At 62.7% G+C, this 23,150-nt stretch carries 19 protein-coding genes; 6 read left to right on the forward strand and 13 right to left on the reverse strand.

Annotated elements, in window-relative coordinates; genetic code table 11:
• Positions 1-8 precede the first annotated feature (8 nt).
• The 6 genes from A0257_18660 to A0257_18685 all read right to left on the reverse strand — a co-directional run bounded on the left by A0257_18660 (position 9) and on the right by A0257_18685 (position 6,818).
• Positions 9-2,426: a hypothetical protein gene (locus tag A0257_18660; protein AMR28921.1), complete on the reverse strand. Its 2,418-nt coding sequence runs from the start codon at positions 2,424-2,426 to the stop codon at positions 9-11.
• A 245-nt stretch (positions 2,427-2,671) separates the two neighbouring features.
• Positions 2,672-3,520, reverse strand: coding sequence for an HIT family protein (locus A0257_18665; protein AMR28922.1), 849 nt, complete (start codon positions 3,518-3,520; stop codon positions 2,672-2,674).
• On the reverse strand, positions 3,517-4,446 hold the full coding sequence (locus tag A0257_18670; GenBank protein AMR29845.1) for a hypothetical protein: 930 nt from the start codon (positions 4,444-4,446) through the stop codon (positions 3,517-3,519). The genes A0257_18665 and A0257_18670 overlap by 4 nt, the downstream gene beginning before the upstream one ends.
• A gap of 166 nt (positions 4,447-4,612) precedes the next feature.
• Positions 4,613-5,629, reverse strand: a complete 1,017-nt coding sequence (locus A0257_18675) for a hypothetical protein (protein ID AMR28923.1) — start codon at positions 5,627-5,629, stop codon at positions 4,613-4,615.
• Between the two features lie 57 nt (positions 5,630-5,686).
• The gene (locus tag A0257_18680) at positions 5,687-5,911 is read right to left on the reverse strand and encodes a hypothetical protein (protein ID AMR28924.1); all 225 of its coding nucleotides are present in this window, start codon (positions 5,909-5,911) and stop codon (positions 5,687-5,689) included.
• Complete coding sequence (locus tag A0257_18685) at positions 5,886-6,818, reverse strand: hypothetical protein (protein AMR28925.1); 933 nt, start codon at positions 6,816-6,818, stop codon at positions 5,886-5,888. Before A0257_18685 ends, A0257_18680 begins: the two co-directional genes overlap by 26 nt.
• 473 nt (positions 6,819-7,291) lie before the next feature.
• Here A0257_18685 and A0257_18690 point away from each other — a divergent pair, with 473 nt between their 5' ends.
• Positions 7,292-7,744: a hypothetical protein gene (locus A0257_18690; protein ID AMR28926.1), complete on the forward strand. Its 453-nt coding sequence runs from the start codon at positions 7,292-7,294 to the stop codon at positions 7,742-7,744.
• Positions 7,745-7,799: 55 nt separating this feature from the next.
• On the opposite strand, the gene A0257_18695 is transcribed toward A0257_18690, so the two are convergent.
• Both A0257_18695 and A0257_18700 read right to left on the reverse strand, forming a co-directional pair.
• Positions 7,800-8,213: a hypothetical protein gene (locus A0257_18695; protein ID AMR28927.1), complete on the reverse strand. Its 414-nt coding sequence runs from the start codon at positions 8,211-8,213 to the stop codon at positions 7,800-7,802.
• Between the two features lie 169 nt (positions 8,214-8,382).
• Positions 8,383-8,832: a hypothetical protein gene (locus A0257_18700; GenBank protein ID AMR28928.1), complete on the reverse strand. Its 450-nt coding sequence runs from the start codon at positions 8,830-8,832 to the stop codon at positions 8,383-8,385.
• Positions 8,833-9,018: 186 nt separating this feature from the next.
• Here A0257_18700 and A0257_18705 point away from each other — a divergent pair, with 186 nt between their 5' ends.
• Complete coding sequence (locus A0257_18705) at positions 9,019-10,608, forward strand: hypothetical protein (protein AMR28929.1); 1,590 nt, start codon at positions 9,019-9,021, stop codon at positions 10,606-10,608.
• Positions 10,609-10,755: 147 nt separating this feature from the next.
• Positions 10,756-11,640, forward strand: a complete 885-nt coding sequence (locus tag A0257_18710; GenBank protein ID AMR28930.1) for a hypothetical protein — start codon at positions 10,756-10,758, stop codon at positions 11,638-11,640.
• Positions 11,641-11,733: 93 nt separating this feature from the next.
• Here A0257_18710 and A0257_18715 read toward each other — a convergent pair whose 3' ends face one another.
• The gene (locus A0257_18715; protein AMR28931.1) at positions 11,734-13,047 is read right to left on the reverse strand and encodes a hypothetical protein; all 1,314 of its coding nucleotides are present in this window, start codon (positions 13,045-13,047) and stop codon (positions 11,734-11,736) included.
• A gap of 163 nt (positions 13,048-13,210) precedes the next feature.
• Positions 13,211-13,441 (reverse strand): hypothetical protein, encoded by a 231-nt coding sequence (locus tag A0257_18720; protein AMR28932.1) that lies wholly within the window; start codon positions 13,439-13,441, stop codon positions 13,211-13,213.
• 536 nt (positions 13,442-13,977) lie between these two features.
• Between A0257_18720 and A0257_18725 the strand changes: the two genes are divergently transcribed.
• A complete protein-coding gene (locus tag A0257_18725; protein AMR28933.1) occupies positions 13,978-17,064 on the forward strand; it encodes a hypothetical protein in 3,087 nt (1,028 codons plus the stop codon).
• 236 nt (positions 17,065-17,300) lie between these two features.
• Here A0257_18725 and A0257_18730 read toward each other — a convergent pair whose 3' ends face one another.
• From A0257_18730 to A0257_18740, 3 genes are all read right to left on the reverse strand, one after another.
• Complete coding sequence (locus A0257_18730) at positions 17,301-17,729, reverse strand: hypothetical protein (protein AMR28934.1); 429 nt, start codon at positions 17,727-17,729, stop codon at positions 17,301-17,303.
• A gap of 85 nt (positions 17,730-17,814) precedes the next feature.
• Positions 17,815-18,618 carry a hypothetical protein gene (locus A0257_18735; GenBank protein AMR28935.1) on the reverse strand — a complete coding sequence of 268 codons (804 nt, stop codon included), beginning with the start codon at positions 18,616-18,618 and terminating at the stop codon, positions 17,815-17,817.
• A 137-nt stretch (positions 18,619-18,755) separates the two neighbouring features.
• The gene (locus A0257_18740) at positions 18,756-19,748 is read right to left on the reverse strand and encodes a hypothetical protein (GenBank protein ID AMR28936.1); all 993 of its coding nucleotides are present in this window, start codon (positions 19,746-19,748) and stop codon (positions 18,756-18,758) included.
• A 130-nt stretch (positions 19,749-19,878) separates the two neighbouring features.
• On the opposite strand from A0257_18740, the gene A0257_18745 reads away from it, so the two are divergent.
• Together A0257_18745 and A0257_18750 are read left to right on the forward strand one after the other, a co-directional pair.
• Complete coding sequence (locus A0257_18745) at positions 19,879-21,717, forward strand: peptidoglycan glycosyltransferase (GenBank protein AMR28937.1); 1,839 nt, start codon at positions 19,879-19,881, stop codon at positions 21,715-21,717.
• A 107-nt stretch (positions 21,718-21,824) separates the two neighbouring features.
• The gene (locus A0257_18750) at positions 21,825-23,120 is read left to right on the forward strand and encodes a rod shape-determining protein RodA (GenBank protein AMR28938.1); all 1,296 of its coding nucleotides are present in this window, start codon (positions 21,825-21,827) and stop codon (positions 23,118-23,120) included.
• The last annotated feature ends 30 nt before the right edge of the window (positions 23,121-23,150 follow it).

Raw genomic sequence — 23,150 nt, forward strand, 5'->3', positions numbered from 1 at the left:
AGAAAGGCTTACTTTGAACTCCCTGGTTTTTGGTTGATTTCTTTAATCGTGCGCTCTACGGCGCTAAGCAACACCAGCTCTACTGTGTCAGGGTCGAGCTTGCCCAGTAGGTTGCCCTTCGCGCCAGTCAGGCGGAAGCGCAACACCTCGTCGCTCAAACCTTTGCCCAGCGCGATGCTAAGTTGCTGAAATTTGGTGCGGCAGTATTTCACTTCTTCAGCCTCGCCCGGAGCCAGCAGCCGGCACCCCAGCAACTCGTGGCGCTCGGCCAGGTACAGGAGCGCCGGCAGGGTAGTAGGGTCGCCCGGAAAGCGGCGGCGGCCATCCAGGTAGTTGTGCAGCGTTTGGGAGTTTACATCCAGGCCGCCTTGCCGCTGTAGGGCATCGTACAGTGCCTTGGTCGAGGAATAGCACCGGGCCAGTTGTTGCAGCGCCTGCTGCCATATGGCCGAGGCGGTATCAATGCGCTTAACCAAGCCGTTGCGGTCGTTTTGCCGCAGAATCTGGTCAATTAGCTTGGGCTGGTCGTTTTCATAGATAATAACCTGGTCGCCAGCTACTAGCTCATCGACCTGGCAGGGGGTTAGCTCTGGGGCAGCGGTGGGGTCGAGGTTGCTTACTTCGCGCCGCAGTACCCGCGTATGCCCATCCAACTCGGTTCGGTAGCTATCGGTGCAGGCCACTGTGTAGAGCTGTCCGCTGGCGCGGCTGCGCTGCCGCTCGCTGGCGTAGCGCGTTTCGCCCACCGTGTACAGTTCCGCGAAATAATCCTGTTGGCTTTGACTAATGGCAGCTAATCCCGCGCCAGACGGGCGCACGGGCGCGACTTCCCGTGGCATTAGTTGCTCGTAAGTTTGGCCTAGCACGGCCGTACGGCCTCCCGCCTGGCGTTGGGCCAGTTCCTGCTGGTGCAGGCTCTCCTGGGTACGGGCGTACAGTCCGTCTTCCACCTCGGCCAGTAGTACCAGGTGTACGGAGCCGGGCGACTGCTGCAATTCAGCCAGTTGGTCGCGGTTAAACAGAAAAGGCACCAGGAGCACGGTATTAGCTGTAAAGGAGCTTTTGCGCAGGCGCAGGCGCACATTGTCGGGGCCACCCAGCAGCGGCAGCACCGTTACGCCGCGCTCGGTGCGCCACACCGCTTGCACGGCGGCTAGGCTCTCCCGGTCAGCCACTACCACAACCGGCTGCCCATCTTCACTGGCCTCGGCGGCCAACTCCCGCAGCTGGTCATACTTGGGGCTGTACTCCTGAAAATACGCCAGTAGGTTGGCAAATGCTGCTTCCAGGGCTTGGCGGGTGGGCTTCAAGTCGCGCCAACGGTTGGCATCGTCAAAGGCTTCCTCCAGTTCTTCGCCGTCCAGGCAATCCGTAATTTTGCGACTTAGCTCCGCTAGGTAGCTGCGGCTGGTGGCACTGGCCTTGCTGGGCGGCAGGGCATAGCGCAGGCACCGATGCAGCAGGTGCCACACCAGCGGCAGGCACACGGCTAGGGGCACCGTTGGGCTGGTTTGGGTCAGCGCGGTCAGAATATCCCGAATTACCACTACGCGGGCAGCCAAGCCGGTAGTTTCGGGCGGTAGGGGTGGCTCGGCGGCCACCGTCAGGCGCACGGGGTCGGGGGCGGTATGGGGGCCACGGGCTTCCGAGCGCGACCACGGCCACACCACGCAGCCCGGCGTTTCGCCCACGCCCAGGTCGGTGCCCCAAAACGTGAGGCTGGTCCACTGGTTTTGCTCGTAAGCCCGCACCAACTGCGCCACCTTCAACGAGTTGCCTACGGCTGCTTTGCCTACTACGCTTAGGTGCCAACTGGTAATGCCCGCCTTTTTACGTCGCAGTTCCAGCGCCTCATTCAAAGAGGCTACCACGTGTAAAGAAGCTGCGAAAGGCAGGTTCCACCGCTCTTTGGCCGTGCCTCGCCGTCCCCAGCAGGTAGGTGCCCCCGCCAGGCAGTCTAGTACCTCTTCCTCGTAGCGGCTGTAGGCCACGCCCGCTGGCACCAGCAAAATAGTATGCCCGCCCCGCGGCCGGGGCAAACTATCCGGGTCGGCCATGCGAAATACGCGCTGCGCCAAGCGAGTGCCTACCAGTAGCTTATCCAGCCATTCCTGGTAGTGGATGTAGCGAAACCCCGCCCGCTTATCGTCTAACAAACCCGCAAACTCAAAGGGGGCTACCAGCTTGCGGCAATGCACTGCCGACACCGAGCGGCTGCGGTTGTCGCTTATCCGCTTCAGGCTGACCTTGCCTGCCGCATCGGGCCGAGCCTGCACCAGCCAGACTGCCTCTTCGTGAAACACGTGGTCAGCGGCTTGTAACAGTGGCAGGCTGCCATGACCAATAGGCGGCTCGTGGCCAGCCAGCCAAGCAGCGGCCGTGGCCGCCCGTAACCCCACGCTCAAGTCGTCGGTGTGCGAAGGCAAGGCTACAAATAATGGTCGCCCCGGCTTTTGGCGCTGTCGCACTAGTAATCCCGCATTCAACCACTCAAATGCTGATAGGGCCAGCGCGTCAATTTCCCAGCTGTGGCGCAGAGGCTCTACCAGCTGCTTTTGCAAGCCTGCGGTGTAGTGGTCAGACATAGTATCAGGTAGAAGTCAGTTCGATACGGTAAATGTAGAACCCAACGGCGATAGCTAGTAGCTGGACTTCAATAGCTGTACTGATTTCATTGTTTCAAAATATTCCTTACCCCGCCCGCCGGGTTTTTCACGTCGCCCACGTAGCGCGGAATGACGTGGATGCTGGCGTGGCCCATGCGCTGCCCGGCCGCCGCCCCGATGTTGAGGCCCACCGTGAAGCCGGCCGGGGCGTAGCGGTTGGTAAGCATCCGCTGGGCCTGGCCGGCCAGCAGCCAGCAATCGTTTTGCTCGGCCAGGGGCAGGTCGAAGAAGTTGGCGATGTGGGCCTTTGGCAGTATCAGGGCGTGGCCCTGGCTGACGGGGTAGCCATCGAGCACGGCGTAGCTGCGGGTAGTTTCGGTAAGCAGGCGCAGCCTGGGGCTGGGCTGGCAAAAGGGGCAATCCGAAGCCGGGTGCGGGGCCTGGGGGTAGGGCTGGTACTCGTAAAACTCGGTGTTTTCGTTGGCGAAAATGGAGGCAAACGGCAGCGTAACGGCGCACTGGTACACCGGCTTTTTGTGCAGATAGTGCTGCCGGAAACCATCCTGCGCAATGTCGCGCCGCACGGCGAAGTAGGCGCAGCCGGTGGGCTTAAGCAGCCGGGCGATGTCCATGAGCACGGCCGTTTGCTCGTCGGCAAATAGCACGTTGAGCACGTAGAAGCACACGATGGTATCGAAGCGGCGGGCGGGCGCGGTGGGAAAATAGTGCGGGTCGTAGCCCTGCGCGTCGAAGCCCCGGCCGCGCAAAAACTCCACGTCGCGCCCGTAGCCGCAACCATAATCCAGCACGCTGCCGCGCAGTAGCCCGCGCCCGTGCAGCATCCGCACGGGCAGCGAAGGCGCGTCGCGCTCCTTGGCGGTGAGGTGGCTGTGGGGGTTGGCCGGGCTGGTCATCGGTATTGGAAGGGGTGGGGAAAGCCCAGGTTCTGAGCGGTTTGCAGTTGCGGCAGCACCTGCCGCGCTAGCCGTTCCCGAAACCAGGCGTAGGGTTGCGCCCGCAAGGCGCTCAGGCTTTGGGCGAAAAATACGTGGTAGTCTTCCAATAGCTTTTCGTGCCCCTGCGCCGCGTGAAACTGGAAGCCCGCGAATTGCAGCCGGGCGTAAGCCTCAAAGTACAAATCAAACGAAGGCAGCCAGTCGTTTTTGGCTGAGTTCACCGCTTTGGGCGTGGGAATGATGTTCCAAAGCTGGTCGTGGGCCACGAACGACCAGGGTAGAAAATGGTCGAGGCTCACGTTGCCCACCGTCAGCACCTGCCCCGAGTAGATGCACGTCAGGCCCGGCGTGGCGGTCAGGTATTCCTTCCAGAATTTGCCCGCCGTGCTCAGCACCCGCACGGCGGGCTTTTCCAGCTTCTCACTCAGGCCGATGACGTTCGGGTTGTGCTTTTGCAGGAAGCGCACCAAATGCCACTGCGCGAAGCCGCGCAAAATGCCCCGGTGCCGCCGCAGATACGCCGCCCAGGCCGGCCGCACCTCAAGGGCATCACCCACGAACTGATACGGTGCCCGGCTGCTTTGGCCGGCCAGCTCCGCCACGCGGGCGTTCACCTGCTGGTCGGGCAAGCCCCGCGTTTCGAGCGCGAAAAACGGCCGAATAAACCGATACGGCACCCAGTGCAATAGCACGTACATACGCTTGTGCAGTTGCGCCAGCGCATCCGCGCCCAGCTTATTCAACTGCACGAACAGGCTGGGCGCGGTGGGCCGGTTGTCCACCGCCAATTGCTGCGATACAAAATCCGCAATCGGCCGAAACCCGTCTTGCTTGCCAAACGAGAGCTTGAAATAATCGAGTGGGTACCACACCCCCGCCACCATCCGCAACGATAGTTCCCGTAGCGGCAGCCGGTTGCTCTCGCTTTCGCCTAACCCGTCAAGAATTGCCAGCAGCCAGTAGAATTTATAGGAGTTGGTTGTGTCCGCGAAAACGGCCGTGAGCCTGGCAATGTCTAGCTGGTCGTCGTCGGGGAGGTGCATAGGGCGGCTATTGGCACGGCTGACGCATGGCCATTACGGAGACGGTTGAAGTGGCAGCAGCTTGGTTGTTATTGTTTTGTACGCACACGTAGAAACGGCGTAGCGGGACCGTCAGCATGATAGGCCGGGATTCGCTAGTAGGGTTTCCGAGTGGCGCGTGTAACATAGTTTGACTAGCTGGAACTGCTAACCCTTTAGACTGAAACCAGCGTTGCGCTGCCGCCTCATCGGTAGTTAAAAAGTAAACACACTTGGTGCTTGAGGTAGGCGGCGAATTGGCGTTTCCCCACGAACTTGCCGCCGAGGTCAAGGCCGCAATTGGACCGCCGCCGCTGAACGCCAAAGCCATTCCTGCAACGCTTTTGAAGGTTACTGACCCCTGCGATTCGTCCCTAATATCAATCTTAAATACAATTCCAAGTGCGTCTTCCGGTAAATCAACGGGAACTACGGCACGGGAGCTTCCCGTACAGAATTGACAGGTGAGCTTGTCAGTAACGCTTGGTAGTGCGGTGTCGAGTACATAGTCGCAGCCCGGTTTGTTTTCCTTCCACTGCTTCAAAGAGCCGGGTATGGGCTGGCCTTGAGCATCGTAGGCCACTATCTTTTTTTTGTTCTCGTCGCGTGGTGTCCGGTCGTACCAAAGCGTCCAGAAGCCAACCGGAATGTATTTGCCATTGACAAGCAGCTCCTTACCCTCGTCGGCATCGTTTAAAGAAGGCCAATAAACAGTTTTGGTCATTCCTATCGCAGCCTTTGTAATCTTGTCAATGCGAATGTACCGGATGCGCCTAGTGTCGGTCAGCACTATCAACGAGTCCTTTATTAAGGCGTTGGTATCATCGTAGAAAGCGAAGAGGTATTTAAAGGATGCTGTTGGCGGGAGAGTGCTACGGACCTGTCGCATCCAATCCAGTGGGGTAGTTGCTTTCCGGGAAGACGTTTCTTGCGCATTGGCAACTTGCCCCAGCAGGTTAAGCACCAAAAAACACAAGCTGATTTTCAAGTAAAGGTTACGGTGCATAGAAGGTGATTTTGTGGGTGATATGCTTCTTTTGTAAAAAAAGACAGACAAATATAGCTACGCCTGCCCCCAGCTCAAATGCTGCTCCAGCGCCCACAGAAACGCGCTTTTGCCGGTGCCGTAGGAGCCGATGAGCGTGAAGGCCCGCAGCCCGGTTTCGTAGTCGGCCAGCACCTGGGCCACGATGCGGCGGGTGTTGGCGGTCGGGTGGTAGGTGAGGGCGCGGCCGGCATCGCGCACGATGTTGATGGACGGGCTAAACGGCGGCGGGGACGAGGGCATAGTAGTCGCGCAGAATCTGGTATTTGTCGGCCGGCTTGGTGCGGAACTGTAGTTCGCGCACCCCCGCCTGGTCGTTGAAGGTAAGGTAATCGTGCTGGGCCGTGAGCTGCTCCACCTTGCGGCGCAGGCCGGCGCGGTTCATCGCAAACACGGCGCAGGGCATTCCGGGGTCGTTTTCGAGGGTGTCGAGGCTGATGGAAAGGCCCAGCTCGGGCGCATCGAGCAGGGCGTAGAGCAGCCAGGCGGCCGGCACATCGGGGCGCTCGGTGGGGGTAATCACGTACACCGGGGTTTCGGTTTTGCCCTGCTCCGTGCGGCGGCCAAAGGCCGACACCAGCTCCAGCTCGGCCAGAATGCCGGCGAAGCTTTCCTCGCGGTCGCGGGGGCTGTCGCTGCCGCCGGTAGCCGGGCGGTAGTAGAGGCGCAGGAAAACCGCGAAGTCGTCGGCTACCGTTTTCGGGTTCACCGGGAAGTTGTCTTCGCGGCCCTTTTGCTCCACGTAGCGTACATAATCGTCGCGGGTAAACTCAATCTTACGCTTGCGCAGCTCATTGAACACCAGCGAGTAGGTAGAGGCAAACTGCGTGCGCACCAGCTGGTAGTGCAGCAGCCAGAGCGTGGCGCTGTCTTCCAAAAACGGGTCGCAGCCGGGGGCCGCCTCCGTATCGCCAAACAGCAGGTGCGCCAGCTCGTTGGGCTGCTCGGCGGCCTCCTCCAGCAGCCCGAAGGCCCGCAGCCAGAACCGGATGGCCCGCACCATATTATTGCCCACCCCGAGCACTACCGGCGCATCATCGGCCGAGAAGGAGCGCCCGGCTTGCAGGTAATCGTAGCCTTTCTTGAGCCACAGCAGGCGGCACTGAAAGCTGTCGTGCCCGCTAAACGTGTACTTTACTACTGGTTGCATTCCTGATTGTCTGCCCAAGCCCCGCCGGGGAGTCTTCCCGGCCAAACGGCTAGGTAAATGTAGCTGCTTCGCCGCCCTGGCACCAAGCCAAAAGCAGCGGGAAGCGCCTAAGCAGGTGAGTCGGATAAAATAGAAAAATGAGTAGTTGACAGGTGAGTAAGGCTAAGCAGGTGTTTCACTACCAAATGTTTAGCGTGCCTTTTCGCCTCCCGGCGCGCGGCTGGGTAACCAATGCGGTAGGCCTGGTAACCAAGAGGATAGCTAAGTAATAATTTATGCCAAATTACTGGGTGTATGAAAAGTCATCGGTTCGATTCCAATAGCACTTCCGTTGCCATCGAGAGCGTCCGCAGGCCCTGGCTTGCGGACGCTTTCGGCGTTTTGGGGGGGTAGGGGCGGGCAGTGGTCTTCATCCGGCGTTCAAGCTAAGGAGGGAACTTTGCTTCATCTTCACCTTTCCAAACCCTTTCAGTATGACTACCCTCCGTACGCGCGTTTTGTGGCTGGGGCTGCTTGCCGCCGCTGGCACCACCGCTGCCTCGGCGCAGCAAGCGCCGGCCGCCGCTACCCCCGCGTCGATGCCCAATTCGAGCCGCGCGCTCGTGTACAAAGCCGGCCCGCCCGAGCAGCGCGCCGCTAAAATGAGCCAGGAGCTGGCCCGGCAGCTGGGCCTGGACGCCGCGACGACGGCCAAGGTGCAGGCCGCCGCGCTCACCCGCGACCAGAAAATCGACGCCATTCAGAACGGCACGACCAGCAACAAGGACAAGAATACGGCCCTGCAAGCCAACGCCACCGAGTTTAAGACCGCCCTGCAAGGCATCCTGACGCCCGCGCAGTACGCGCAGTATTCGACCCACGGCGGCAAGCACGGGGGCAGTAAAAAGGCGGCCCAGGCCCAGCCAGCTACTACGCCCGCGCAGTAAGGCGGCTTAGCTGAAAAGGAGGGGGTAGGGCCGGCTGGTCCTACCCCCTCCTTTTTTAGAAAATGAGCACCAGCGTGCCGCCGATAATGAGGGCCGCGCCCAGCGCCACCTTCAGCGTGAGGGTTTCACCCAGAAAAACGACCGATAGCAGGATGGCCAGCGCCACGCTCAGCTTATCGACCGGGGCCACCTGCGAGACCTTGCCCAGCTGCAAGGCCCGGAAGTAGCACAGCCACGACAGCCCCGTGGCCACGCCCGAGAGCACCAGAAACAGCCAGGTGCGCGGCTGAAGGGTGAAAATATCGGCCGGGTTATCGCGGGCAAGCACGATGCCCCAGGCCACCACCAGAATCACGACCGTGCGGATGGCCGTCGCCAAATCGGAGCTCACGCCCTTGATGCCGACCTTGGCCAGCACCGCCGTGAGCGCCGCGAACACGGCCGAAAGCAGGGCATAAGTCCACCACATTTTTGAGTTGTATTTTATTAAAAATGTAAAAGAACGTCATGCTGAGCTTGCCGAAGCATCTCGCGTGGGATAGTAATCAAGACTGTTGAATGATTAAGTTAGTGCCGCGAGCGAGATGCTTCGGCAAGCTCAGCATGACGTTCTTTTTTTACTCGTAACTCATTCAAATTTACCCCTGGCAAAACTGGCAGGTGCCGGACAGCAGAAAATCGCGGCGCTGGGCCTGGAAGCCGCCGGGCAATTGCACGGCCGGAATGGCGACCTGGCTTAGGCAGTAGGTGTGGCTGCACACGCCGCACTTGAAATGCACGTGGTTGTCGAAGTGAGCCTCGGCCGAGCACTCGATGGAGCAGGCGGCGTAGCGCAGCACGTCGGTGTCGTCGATGACGCGGTGGATGAGGCCCTGCTGCTCGAAGCTCTTGAGCGTGCGGTAGAGGGTAATGCGGTCAGTATCGGTGCCGATTTCCTGCTCAATCTCGGCCCCGGTGAGGGCGTAGCCTTTGCCGGAGACAGCTTTGAGCACGGCGCGGCGCACGGGCGTTTGGCGCAGGCCGTGGCGCAGCAGCGTTTGGGTGAGGCGGTCGGGAGGGGTCGGGAGGGTGGTAGAAGACGACGACATGGGCCAAACTTACGAAATGATGGGAAGCTGCCGGGCGGCGGGCGGCCTGCTTCGACGTGTACCTTTGCGAGATAGCGGCCCGCGGCCAGATTCTCGCGGCCCGCTACTTCCGAACAACTAACCAAACTTGTGGTAGAATCGTTAGCCCGCCGGGTAATTACTGCCCTCAGTCAGCGTCCGTGGTGGGTGGCGGCGCTCACGCTGGTGCTGGCGCTGCCGGCGCTGCTGCTGCACCTGGGCTGGCAGCCGCTGCTGGTCGATGAGCCCATTCGGGCGCTGGTAGCGCTGGAAATGCACTACTCGGGTCACTTTTTTTCGCCCACGCTCCAGGGCTTTCCCTACTATAATAAGCCGCCGCTGTTCAACTGGCTGCTGGTGGCGCTGTTTCGGCTCACGGGGCGGCAGGATGAGTTTATTCTGCGCCTACCCACCATCGCGGCGCTGTTGTTCTACACCACGGCTCTGTGGCGGGTGCTGCGCCCGCAATTGGGTAGCCGCCTGGCGTTTACGGTGGCGCTGGCCTTTGCCACCACCGGGCGGGTGCTGTTCTACGATTCCTTTCTGGGGCTGATTGACCTTTGGCACGCGGCTTTCACGTGGCTGGCCTTCATGGCCGTGTGGTACCTGGGCCAGCGCGGGCAGTGGACGCGGCTGTTTGTGCTCACCTACGCGCTCACGGCAGTGGGCTTTTTGCTGAAAGGGCTGCCGTCGGTGGTGTTTCAGGGCATTGCGCTGCTCGTGTACTGCCTCGATACCCGGCAGTGGCGGCGCTTATTTAGTTGGCAGCACGTGCTGGGGGTAGGGGTGATGCTGGCCATTCTGGGAACGTACTTCCTGCTTTACAGCCGCCACAACTCGCTCGAAGTAGCTCTCGAAACGCTGTGGTCGCAGTCGAGTCAGCGCACGGTGGCGGCCCAGCCCCTGGCCGATTCTGTCCGGTACATGCTGCTGTTTCCCTTCGATTTTATCAAGCACTTCCTGCCCTGGACGCTGCTGGTGGCCTGCCTGCTGGTGCCGGGCGCGCGCCGCTGGATAATGGCGCAGCCCTTTTTGCGCTACAACGCGCTGCTGTTTCTGGCCATTTTGCCGGTCTATTGGCTGTCGCCGGCCACCATTCCGCGCTACCTGTTTATGCTGGTGCCGCTGGGCCTCACGGTCGTTATTCCGCTCTACAAGCACCAGCGCGCGGCCGGTGCCCGCGTGGTGGGCTGGCTCGATGCCGCACTGCTGGCGCTGCTGCTCGTGAGCACGGCCGCGCTGCTGGGGCCGCTCGCGTTGCGGACCGCCGAGGGGGTAGGGCTGGTTTCGGCGGCGCAGGTGACGTTTTTGCGCGGCGTGCCGGCCTCGTGGCCGCTCAGCCTGGGGCTGTTTGCGGTGCTGGCGCTGGGCACGTATTTATTCTGGAAATTAGTGGATTATCGCCTGCTGGTGCTGGGCTACTACCTGCTGGTGCTGCGGCTGGCGTTCGACGTGTTCATCTTCCCGGCCCGGATGGCGACCTCGGCCGAAGTGCCCTACCGCACCGCCGCCGAGCGCATTGGCCGCGAAACCAGGGGTAGGCCGCTGCTGCTGCTGCCCGGCACCCCGCTCGACAATGTGGAGGCCTTCTACATTGCCCGCGGCCGCGGCCAAACCCTGCGCACCGCCACCCACCCGCCCCACCCCGACACGCTATATCTGGGCGACGAGTACTGGCTCAGCGCCCTGCGCTACCGCACCCTCGACACGATGCGGGTGGACCGCAACATCCACTTCCGGCTGGTGCAGGTTTTATAGGGCTTACGCAAATCATTTGTCATTGCGAGCGAAGCGCGGCAATCGCACCAGAACGATGGATGAACGACTGGCGTGGATGTCGTTCGGGTGCGATTGCTTCGCGTTGCTCGCAATGACAAATAATTCTAAATTTTAAATTAAACCCCCATGCCTACCCCCCCCTGGCGGCGCTACGCGGCCCTGCTGCTCAAGCTGGCCTTCATGGCCGGGGCGCTGTGGCTGGTGGCGCGCCACCTGGATTTGCCCGCGCTGGGCCGCACCCTGCGGCAGGCGCGGCCGGGCTGGCTGGCGCTGGCGGCGGGACTGTTCACGCTTTCGAAACTGATTTCGTCGGTGCGGCTGAACACGTTTTTTCGCACCGTCGATATTCAGCTCACCGAGCGCTACAACCTGCGCCTGTACTGGCTGGGTATGTTCTACAACCTGTTTTTGCCCGGCGGCATTGGCGGCGACGGCTACAAGGTGTACCTGCTGGGCCGCGAGTTTCCAGGGCGGCGGGGGCTCATCTTTCGGGCGTTGCTGCTGGATAGGCTCAGTGGGATGGTGGCGCTGTTGGTGCTGCTGCTGATACTGCTGGCCGCCGTGCCGCCCGCCGAGCTGCGCCCGGCCGGCGCGCTGGCCCTACCCCCCTGGTGGCGGGCGGTGCCGCTGGCGCTGGTGCCGCTGGGCCTGGGCCTGAGCTACGCGCTGGGCCGGCAGCTGTTTAGCGAGTTTCGGCGGGCGTTTGGGCGCACCTCCTGGGAGGCGCTGGGCGTGCAGGGCGCGCAGGTACTGTGCGCCTGGGCGCTGCTGGCGGCCCTGGGCGCGGCCGGCGGGCCGGTGCTGCCCTACCTGTTGGTATTTCTGGCGTCCAGCATCGCGGCGGTGCTGCCGCTCACGGTGGGCGGCCTGGGCGCCCGCGAGCTGACGTTTCTGTATGGCGCGAAGTTGTTCGCGCTGAGTACGCCGGTAGCGGTGAGCGTGAGCGTATTATTCTACGTTATCACGGCACTGGTATCGCTGGTGGGCGCGGCGGTGAAGGCGGAGCGGTAGCGCGACAACGCGGCCGTTGCGGCAGGTGGGGGGCAGCCTGGCTGCTTGTTTCGATGGGCTGACCCCTGCCTGTTGACATGTAAGGCCGCGTGGCTACGGCAAAGCCTTTTGTGCCACGTAGTTGCCCAACTGCGTGCCCAGCACCTGACCTTTCAGTGAGGAATCGCGGAAGTGGTAGCCGGCATACACCCGCGACAGGGCGTTCTCGTCGCTGGCCTGGCTGAAGCTGGTGTAGCTGCGGGTTTTACCGGCGTTGTTGGTGATGGAGAACGAGGCGGCATCGGCACCAAAAAAGCCTTTGAGCACGGTGGCGGCGGCGGCCCCGGCCGCAGCGTGGGCCGAGGGGTAGTCGGCATCGGGCGGGTTGGGGAAGGCGAAGGGCAGCCAGGCCGCATCGGGCGCGGTGTCGGGGTTGCCATCGGTGGCCGCCTGGCGAATGGCCGTGACGGGCCGCCAGTGCATATAGAAAGACTTGGCGTCGCCCACGGCCACGTAGGTATCGGCCAGAGACATTTGCAGCAGGGCCAGCAGGCGCACGGTGGCGTAGGTATCGGCGTTTTGGGCGGTCAGCATGGCGCGGGCAACGCGGTTCCACTGCAAGCCCGAGTTATCGAGCCAAAACAGCGCGCTGGCCGACTGGTCGGCCGTGCGCACGGTGCTGGTAGCCCCGCCAATGCTTTTTACCTCGTTAAAATTGGTCGTGTAGTCGGCCGAGGTCAGCACCGGGGGCGGCCCTGGGCGGAACTGATTCGCCGCAGCCAGCACAAAAGGCTTCACGCTTTTCCAGCCGTCCAGGGCGTAGTAGCCATTGAAGGGCGGCCCGTCGAAGGGCGGCGTGTACTGGTAGCTGCCGGGGGTAGGGTTGATAGTAATCGGTATCTGGGCGTTGTCGGACCCGTCGTTCGCCCGCTTCGCCAGAATGGCCTTGGCCGCCGCCTGGCCCAGGGCCACACCTTTGGTTTTGGCATCGCTGGTGCCGATTTTGCCCAGCATCGCTTGGTAGAGCGAGTCGGCGTAGGCCTGCTCGGTGGGTAGCACCGCCATCAGCGCATCGTGGGCGGCGGCGCACACGGCCGCATCGGGCGAAGCATCGGGTACTAGCGGGCCGTGCAGGGCGTAGGGCGTGTTTTTCTGCTGAATATTATTCAGCGCATCATACATGGCCAAGCTCACGATGGCGTAGGCCCGCGCCTCCACGTGGGGCAACACGAAGAACCCAGTGGTAGGGTTGGTCATGCGCGTGACGGCCACGGTACTGGCCTGGTTCCAGGCCAGTACCGTGGCGCGCCCCGCCGTGGGGTCGGCCGCCTCGACGGTAGTTTTCTGGCACGAAGCGGCCAGCAGCACGCACCCAAGCAGCACGGCCCCGCGCTGCGCAAGCAGCCGGAAGAAGTAAGTTGTTTTCATGAGGTAAGAGATTGAAATGTAATAATCTATGCAAAATGCTCACATTGAAAAAAGGCCCGCTTGCTCGCCCGCACGTTGCCTTCACCGGTCAAGCGAACCCTTTTTCAGCACGCTAAAAAGTCTGTCTCTATAGCTTAAGTAGGGTAGGGTAGCAAATCGCCTTTCAGCGCCCGGCGTATAGCCGCGTCTCGTGGCGGTCTTGGCCAAGCTGCTGCGTGAGCCAGGCCGTAGCCTGAGTGGCGTGCGCGGGGTCGTGCAACGCCAGCTGCAAAGCCTGGGAGAGCTGCCGGCCGGTGCGCTGGCGGCAGCGGCGCGAGCCCTTGCCCAGGTCGAGGCAGAGCCGCGGCAGCCGCTCTTCGTACACGAGCTGGTCCTGGCCATTGTAGAAACGCACGATAGTATAGTCGTGGGTCTTGCGGTTGATTTCGGTGTTCCAATAGCCCGGCAGGTCGGTGCTGGCTACGGCCTGCGCCTGCGCACTATGGGCGGCCAGGAAAAACAGTGACTAACAGGCCAGGCGCAAAAAAAAGCGGCACGTTTTCATAGGACAGAAAGAGAGAGACAGGAGAAAAAAGGAAGCTAGTCGGCAGCGGGCGCGGCAGGCGGGGGGCGGGTTTTCATGGCTTAGTGAGGGGTTGAAGTAGCGGGCGTTTTAACTAATGCAAAGCAAGTGGGTGCCGCGCCGGCCGGCATTTGCGGGGGTTGCAAATGCGAGTGCGGTCGTGACGCGGGCATTTGCGGAGGTTGCAAATGCGTTTGCCGACGTGTCAAGTGCGGTATTTGCGGGCTGAGTAGGGGGGTAGGGCGGAAATAAACGGTACCTTCGGCTAGCCTATTTGCTTAGCCAGCAGCTCTATGGCGGGCTATGGGTGCCAGCTGGGTCGTATCTTCAGGAGTGCCTCACGGCCAGGCATATCCACGCACTTTCCTATGAAAACCTCCGGCTTACTCTGCCTGCTCATGGGGTGCTGCCTGCTACTGGCTGGCCCGGCGGCTGGTGCCGCCGGAGGTAGCCGCCCGGCGCTCGTGTCGGTCTCGCCCGATAGTGCCCTGCTGCACCTCACGGCCGCCCAGGTAAGCTCCGCCGCCACGCAGCGCCTCGACGCCCGCGTGCGCTGGCGCTACCACCCCGGCTGGCCACCCGGCTGGGCCAGCCCCGCTACCCCCGACCAAAGCTGGCTGCTGGCCGACCCCAACTTTCTGGTGGGCCAGGAGCCGCCCGGCTGGCGCGGCACGGGCTGCTTCCGCCTGCGCTTCACCCTTGACTCGACTTTGCTGGGCCAGGTGCTGGGCCTGGCCATCATGCAGCAAGGAGCTTCGGAAATTTACCTCGATGGGCAGCTGCTGGGCCGCTATGGTACCGTGGGCACCTCGGCCCAGACGACGTGGGGCTTTAGTCCGCGCTACCGCACCCTGCCCTTTATGCTGCGCACGGCCGGCCCGCACCTGCTGGCCGTGCGCTACGCCCGGTTTGGGGCGTGGCCGCTGCCCTACGGCGGCTTTAGGGTGAGTGTGGGCCCGGCTAGCCGCCTACTAGCCGACCAGGTACTGCTAATGCGCGCGTACTCGCTGCATTTAATAGTCGTCACCGGTACGGGGCTGTTGGCGCTGCTGCACTTCTTCCTATTCCTGTTTTACCGGCCGCTGCGAGTTAACCTCTATTTTAGCCTCTACGCGAGCGTGCTCATGGGCACTGCCCTGGTCGTGTACTTCCGCGGCACGGAGATGAACGTGCAGCTGCTGTGGGGGCTTCAGCTGGGCTTCGAGGTGGCGCAGTCCGTCAATACGGTGCTGCTGCTGGCCTTCCTGTACTCGGTGTGCGAGGGCCGCTTGCCCTGGCGCTGGCTGGGCCTATTGGGGCTGCTGCGGCTGGTGCAAGCGGCCTTGTGGCTGGCGCACCCCACGGGCCAGGCCGATGAGTGGCCCCGGCACCCGCTGCTACTGCTGGCCTTTCTGCTACCCTGGCTCAACATGCTGTGGGTGCTGAGCCGCGCCCTGCGGCGGCGGCAGCCCGGCATTGGGCTGGTGGCGCTGGGCGTGCTGGCCACCATTCTGGTGCAGGTGTTTGCTTCCTACGATGTCTTTCACGTGTGGCATGCTGCGTACTGGCTGGGTCAGATGCTCGTCATTCAGCTGGGCTTCCTGCTGCTGCCCATCTGCATGTCGGTGTACCTGGCCCGCGACTTTGCTACCACCCGCCGCCACCTGGAGGTGCAGCTGCGGCAGGTGGAGCAGCTTTCGGCCCAAACTTTGGCCCAGGAAACCGAGCGGCGCCAGCTCATCAGCGCCCAAAACGAGCGCCTGGAAGCTACCGTGCACGCCCGCACTGAGGAAATCAGCCACCAAAACCTCGTGCTGGCCACCCAGCGCGACGAGCTGGCCGCCCAGCGCGACGAGCTGGCCGCCCAGCGCGACGAGCTGGCCGCCCAGGCCGAGCGCCTGCGCACCCTGGACCACGCCAAGACGCGCTTCTTCACCAACATCACCCACGAGTTTCGTACGCCGCTCACGCTCATGCTGGGGCCCGCCGCCCAAATTGCGGCCGACACCCACGAGCCGGCCACCCGCCAGCAAGCCGCCCTGGTGCAGCGCAACGCCCAGCGCCTGCTGCACCTCATCAACCAGCTGCTCGACCTGAGCCGCCTCGAAGCCGGCCAGCAGCCGCTGCATCCCGCCCCCGGCGAGGTCGTGGGCTTCGTGCGCGGGTTGGTGGGCTCGTTTGAGTCGCTGGCCCAGCAGCGCGGCATTGGGTACTCATTTGCCACCGACTGGCCTACCCTGCTCGTGGCGTTTGATGCTGACCAGCTGGAAAAAGTAGTACTCAATCTGCTCTCCAATGCCTTTAAGTTTACGCCCAGCGCGGGCGAGGTGGCCGTGCGCCTGCACTGGGCGGAGGCCGAAATGGACTCGCCGGCCCAGCTGGAGCTAACCGTGCGCGACACCGGCTGCGGCATCGCGGCGGCCCAGCTGCCGCACGTCTTCGACCGCTTTTACCAGGCCGATGCCTCTGACACCCGCGAGCACGAAGGCTCCGGCATCGGCTTGGCTCTCACCAAGGAACTGGTGGAGCTGCACGGTGGCACCATCGTGCTGCACAGCGAGCCGGGTAGGGGCACTACCGCCGTCGTGCGCCTGCCGCTGCCGCTCGCCCCCGATGCACCCCTACCCCCCCTGCCCCGCCCCGACGCGCCCGCGGCGGCGGCGGAACTGCTGCCTACCCCCCTCGCGGAGGCCGCCCCGCCCGAAGCGCCGCTGGTGCTGGTCATAGAGGATAATGCTGACATGCGGGCCTACCTGCGCACCGTGCTCGCGGCCGACTACCAGCTGCTGGAAGCCCCTAACGGCGAAGTCGGCCTGGCCCTGGCCCGCGAGCACCTGCCCGACTTGGTGCTGAGTGATGCTATGATGCCCCGCCTCGATGGCTACGGCGTGTGCCGCGCCCTCAAGCTCGACGAGCGCACCAGCCACATTCCGCTAGTGCTGCTCACCGCCAAGGCCGACCTGCCCAGCCGCCTCCAAGGCCTCGATATCGGGGCCGATGCCTACCTCACCAAGCCATTTCGGCGAGAAGAATTGCTGGCCCAGCTGCGCAACCTCGTGCTGGGCCGCCAGCAGCTGCAAGCCGCCTACCGCCGCAGCCTGGCCGAGCCTACCCCCCCGCGCCCGCCCACGATGGAGGAAGCCTTCCTGACGCGGGTGCGGCAGGCCGTGGAGGCCGCCCTCGATGATGAGACCCTGGGCGTAGAAACCCTGAGCCACGAGCTGGCCCTGAGCCGCACCCAGCTGCACCGCAAGCTCAAGGCCCTCACCGGCCAGGCCCCCGGCGACTTCATTCGGCTGGTGCGCCTCAACCGGGCCCACGCGCTGCTGGCCGGCGGCACGGCCACCGTGGCCGAGGCCGCCTACCAGGTGGGCTACGGCAACCCGGCCAATTTCTCCACCAGCTTCTCACGCCACTTCGGCTACGCCCCCAGCGAAACCCGCCGCCGGGTGGCTGTTATACTCATCACGAAGTGAATTGCGAAAATCAGGCGAAAGTGGAGCGACACTAGTTTGTGTCTCGTAGTTGCTGACGCTTATTTTTCAACGACGAGACACAAACTAGTGTCGCTCCACTTTCGCAACCCACTTCGGGACGAGTGTAAGTAGCGCTTGCTCGGGAATTGTGGCAAGGAATAAGAAAATGGGCCGATTACTTTATGGCGAAGGCGGCAGTGTCGCTGGTCGGAGGGCGGCTGAAAGCAGCACATCAACTAGCGTCGCGGCAGTGTCGCCTTGGCCAGCGCCAGCGCGTAGTTGCGCTGCACGTAGGGCCGCAGCGGCTGCTGGTGGTGTAGTTGCTCAATGGCCTCGCGTTCGCGGCAGCGGCTGAATTTTACCTGGTTGGTCCAGATAACAACCAGTAATCCGATATCAATACCCACGACAAGGCCGCCCAGAATTTGGTGTCCCCGGCGTGGGTCACGCAGGTTGGTGGTACCGCTCGCTATCCCGGAAGAAGCTACTACGCCAAGCGAGGCAAACCGCCGCGAATGCTTGAAAAGCTGATGTAACACGGCGGCGCTGTCAACCGGCGCGGGCCGCTCAGCGGTGGCCTGGGGGGTAGGCGGCCCTTGCTGAGCCGCAGCTTGCTGAGCAGGCCAAGCAAGTAACAGCGTGGCGATAACTAGCAGTGGCTTCATAACCTAAAAATTGCAGTGTTTGAGAAATCTAATGCCCAAACGTAATGCGTCCTTTATGAATAAAAAATGAACTCCGAAAACGGTCCTACACCGCCGCGTAGCTCACCAACTCGCCACCCAGCTCGCGCAGTATTTCCCGCGCCTCGCTGCCGCGCCAAAACTCGTATTCCGGCACCCGCATCAGCGGCGAGCCAGCGCGCTCACTCAGACCGGGGTGGCTCATGAATTCTGCTACGTCGGCCTGCCGGAACGCGGCCCCTACCCCCCGCCGGAAGCCCGACGCGCTGGCCGGCTCGGTCGAAAACGTGCTCACCAGCGCGCCGGGGGTAGCGAAGCCGCGCAGCGCCGGGCGGCTGCTGAGCGCAAAGGCTTGCAGCACCAGCCCGCGGCCATCGAGCCGGCCAGCGGCCGTGAGGCGGCGCACCCGGCGCACGCCTAGCTCGCGCAAAATACCCAGCAGCGCCGGCCCAAGCAGCGGGTATTGGTGCAGGTGCTGGTGACTGTCGGCGTGCGAGGGGGGTAGGCCGGTGGCGGTCAGCCGGCGCAGCTGGGCCGCGATTTCGGTCTTCAAGTCCGCCCGCCGCACCTGACCGCGCAGGTAGCGCTGCCACAGCTGGCTGGATTTATAAAACTGCCCATTTTTATCAACCAAGGAGGGCACGGCCGCGGCAGCGCTCAGCGGCTGGCCGGCGTTCAGGGTCAGGTGCAGGCCCACGGAGAGGGTAGGGGAGGTCAGCTTTTGCAGCGCGCGCAGGTCGGCGTCGCTGGCGAAGTTGGTCATCACGGTGGTGCTGCTTATTTGCCCGGCCGCGCCCAGTTCCAGAATGGCCTCGGTGGCGGGTGCGTCCCAGCCAAAGTCGTCGCAGTTGATGATGAGCTTTTTTTGCATGATAAAAGTAATGTCATTGCGAGCGCAACGAAGTGGAGCGCGGCAATCGTCCCAGAACGATATCCGAACGACTCGTTCTGGGGCGACTGCTGCGCTCCACTTCGTTGCGCTCGCAATGACAAACGATTTGGTATGTCCTACCCTCCCGCCGTAGCCAAATGCCGCACCACATACGGCTTGCGCGAGCGCCGCGAGTAGTAATTATACATCCCAATCTCGGCCAGCACCCCGAAGCAGAGCAGGAAAATGCCCGCCATGAGCAGAAACAGGCTGAAGATAAATTCGAGGGGGTAGCGGGCTTCGATATTTAGCCCGAAGAAGACGGAGCGGATGAGAAACTGCCCCGCCAGCACGCCCCCCACCAGCAGGTTGAGCAGGCCCGCCAGGCCAAACAACCGGAACGGCTTGCGCGAGTGCACAATGAAAAAGCGCAGGATAAACAGGTCCAGAATGACGTAGAAGAGCTTGCTAATCTTGTAGTTGCTCTGGCCAAACTGCCGCTCGTGAATCTCAATCGGAAACTCGCAGTAGCGCAGGTTCTTGCGCGCCACCAGCGCCCCCAAAAAGCGGTGCGCGTCGCCGAGCATCTCCACATTCTTCACCAAATAGCTGCGATACGCCTTATACGTAGCCCCAAAATAGCGCAGCTGGACCCCCGAAAGCCGCCGGATAATGCCGTGCGCCGTGGTGGCCAGCGCGGTGGCAATCGGCCCTTCAGGGCGCTTGGCCTTGGCGCCGCCCACCATGTCGTAGCCCTCATTGATGAGGCTCATAAACTGCGGAATGTAGGCCGGGTCGTGCTGCAGGTCGCCGTCCATCGCGATGATGACTTCGCCGCGCGCCTGAGCAAAGCCGGCACGCAGGCTCAGCGTCTGGCCGTAGTTGCCGGCCAGGTCGATGGCCACCAGGTGGCGGTCGTGGGTGGCCAGCTCGCGCATGAGCTGCCAGCTGCGGTCGGTGCTGCCGTCGTTCACCAATATTAATTCGTAGTCGTAGCCGTGCTCCTGCATCACGGCGGCCACCCGGCTCACGAGCTGAGCCACGGTATCGACCTCGTTATACAAAGGTGCCACCACCGAAATGAGGCCGGCGAAGGCGGTGTTGCTGGTGGGGGTGGCGAGCGGCGGCATGAGCAAAAGGGGAAACCACAAAGGTACTGGCGCGGGCGCGGGGGGTAGGCGCCGCGCAAAATGGAGCGATAAGCTCAACGGGTGAATGATTCCGCGCCAACCCCGGTTAAGCCAGTCGTAACTTTGCTGTATGCAATATCTGGAAGGCCGGCGGTACGTGGTGCTGGCGATTTTTACGCTGGTGGGGCTGCTGTTCGCAAGTCGGCTGTTTTACTTGCAAGTGCTGGACGACTCGTATAAGACGGCGGCCGACCGCAACACCTTGCAACGGCAGGTGCAGGTGCCGTACCGCGGCCTCATCTACGACCGCCACGACTCGCTGCTCGTCACCAACACGCCCGTTTACGACCTCATGGTGGTGCCGCGCGAGGTGAAGCACCTCGACTCGGCCAAGTTTTGCCAGCTCATGCAGCTGCCTTTGGAGGACCTGCGCCTGGGTCTGCGCGCCGCCAAGGTCTATTCGCGGGTGCGGCCTTCGCCGGTTATTCAAAACCTGAGCACGCCCGAACTGGCGGCCATCAACGACAACCTGATTAATTTTCCGGGCTTCCGGGTGCAGGCGCGCATGGCCCGCGCCTACCGCACCCAAAACCTGGCCCACGCCCTGGGCTACGTGGGCTCCATCACGCCTAAGCTGCTCGAAGCGCCCAAATACGCCCACTACTCGCCGGGCGAAAACGTGGGCATTTCGGGCCTGGAATCTTATTACGAGCCCACCTTGATGGGCCGGCGTGGCGTGCAGTATCGGCTCGTGAACGTGCGCGGCATCGATAAAGGGTCGTTTCGGGGTGGCGAGTTCGACACGCTCTCGCAGGCCGGGCAGGACCTGCACCTGAGCATCGACGCGGGCCTGCAGGCGTATGGCGAGAAGCTGCTGGGTGGCCGGCGCGGCTCCATCGTGGCCATTGACCCCAAGACGGGCGAAATCCTGTGCTTCGTGTCGGCCCCGCGCTTCGAGCCCCAGATGCTGACCGGCAAGGGCATGGGCAACCGCTACATGGACCTGCTCAAAAACCCTGACCGCCCGCTCTTCGACCGCCCCCTGATGGCCACCTACCCCCCCGGCTCGGTCTTTAAGCTGGTGAACGAGCTGGTGGCCTTGCAGCTGGGGGTAGTGACGCCGAGCACCGGCTTCCCGTGCGACCAGCACCTCATTCACTGCACCCACCGCCACGAATACCCGAGCAACGTGGGCATTGCCATCAAGCAGAGCTGCAACCCGTATTTCTACCAGGTGATGCGCGCGGCGGTGCTGCGCGGGCAGTCGCCCAATAAGTTTGAGGATGCCCGCCTGGGCCTCGGCCAATGGCAGAAAATGGTGAAAACATTCGGCCTGGGCGAGCGGCTGGGGGTCGATATGGGCCACGAAAAGCGCGGCCTCATCCCCTCGCCCGAATTCTACGACAAGCTGCGCGGCTACCACCACTGGAACTTCAAAACGGTGTATTCGCTCAGCATCGGGCAGGGCGAAATCGGCCTCACGGGCCTGCAAATGGCTAATGTGCTGGCCACTATTGCCAACCGGGGCTACTACTACGCGCCGCACTTCGTGCGCAGCATTGGCAGCACCGGGCAGCCGCTGCCGCAGTTTCGCGAGCGCCACTACACGGCCGTCGATACGGCGCTGTTCAAGTACCTCATCCCCGGCATGCAGGCCGTGGTGGATGGGCGCGGTGGCACCGGCGAGTTTGCTAGCCTGGCGCAGTACGGCATCTCGGTGGCCGGCAAAACCGGCACCGTGCAAAACGCCCACGGCCCCGACCACTCCACCTTCGCCGCCTTTGCCCCCGCCAACAACCCCAAAATCGCCATCGCCGTGTTCATCGAAAACTCGGGCTTTGGCGGCACCGCCGCCGCCCCCTGCGCCGGCCTGATGATGGAGCGCTACCTGCGCGGCAAAGTGGCCCCCAACCGCAAGCGCTGGGAAGACTGGATTATGTACGGCGACCTCAATAAGCGCCGCCACTAGCAGTAGCGCGCACGCTGCGAGTCCGCGCGTGGTAGTACCCAAACCGTTACTACGCGCGGACTCGCAGAGTCCACGCTACTGCCCGACCTTTGCGGAAAGTTTTCTGAATGTCCCCTGCTACCCCCCGTTCTTCGCACAGCATTGACTGGCCGCTGCTGTTCCTTTACTTGGTGCTGGTGGGCCTGGGCTGGGTGGCCGTTTACGCGGCCAGCTACTCGCCCGAAGCGCCGGCGCACCCTTTTTCCGCGCTTAGCTTTTCGGAGCTGATGACCTTCAACTGGTTCAAGCAGCTCATCTGGATGGGCACGGCGGTGGTGCTCATTGTGGTGCTGCTAGTGGTTGATTACAAGGCGTATGACACGCTGGCTTACCCCCTGTATGGCGGCATGATAGTGCTGCTGCTGATTACGCTGGTCGTGGCGCGGCCCATCGCGGGCTCGCGCTCGTGGCTGGAGTTTGGGCCGGTGCGCCTGCAACCAGCCGAGTTTGCCAAGTTTACGACGGCGCTGGCGGCCTCACGCTTCATGGCCGGCATCAACCTGCGCAACCAGAACTGGCGCGACCAGGCCGTGCTGGCCGGCCTTACGCTGCTGCCGGTGGCCCTTATTCTGGCCTCTAATGAAACGGGGCAGGCGCTGGTGTTCGGGGCCTTGCTGCTAGCGTATTTCCGCGAGGGCATGTCGCCGATTATTCTGCTGCTGCTGGCGGCCGGCGGCATCATTTTGCTGCTGGCGCTGCTGGTGCCGAAGGTGTGGCTGGTAGGCGGCTTCACGGTGGTGCTGGGAATAGCATTTTTGCTGAACTCGCGGTTGTGGCGGCACCATTTGCCGCTGAGCCTCGGTGCCTGGGTGCTGGTAATCGGGATGGTGTTCGGCGTCGATTTCTTCTTCAATAAAGTGTTGCAGCCCCACCAGCGGCAGCGCATCGAGATGCTCATCAACCCCGGCAAGGACCCGCTGGGCAAGGGCTGGAACGTGACGCAGAGCAAAATCGCGCTCGGCTCGGGCGGCTGGTTTGGCAAAGGCTTCCTCAAAGGCACCCAAACCAAGTTCGACTTCGTGCCCGAGCAGAGCACCGACTTCATCTTCTGCACCGTGGGCGAGGAGTGGGGCTGGGCCGGCTGCTTCGTGGTTATTGGCCTGTACCTCACGCTCTTGTGGCGCATTTTGATAGTAGCTGAGCGCCAGAAATCCGTATTCGGCCGCACCTACGGCTATTGCGCGGCCAGCATTCTGTTCGTGCATTTCACCGTGAACCTGGGCATGACGATGGGCCTGATGCCGGTGGTGGGCATTCCGCTGCCGTTTTTCAGCTACGGCGGCTCGTCGCTGTGGTCGTTCACCATCCTGCTCTTCGCCCTAATGGCCCTCGATGCCCACCGCAAGCAGGACTTGGTGCGGTAGCGGTGAAATGGTGATTTAGTGAGTAAGCTC

This window comes from Hymenobacter psoromatis, from assembly GCA_001596155.1.
Lineage (GTDB): Bacteria > Bacteroidota > Bacteroidia > Cytophagales > Hymenobacteraceae > Hymenobacter.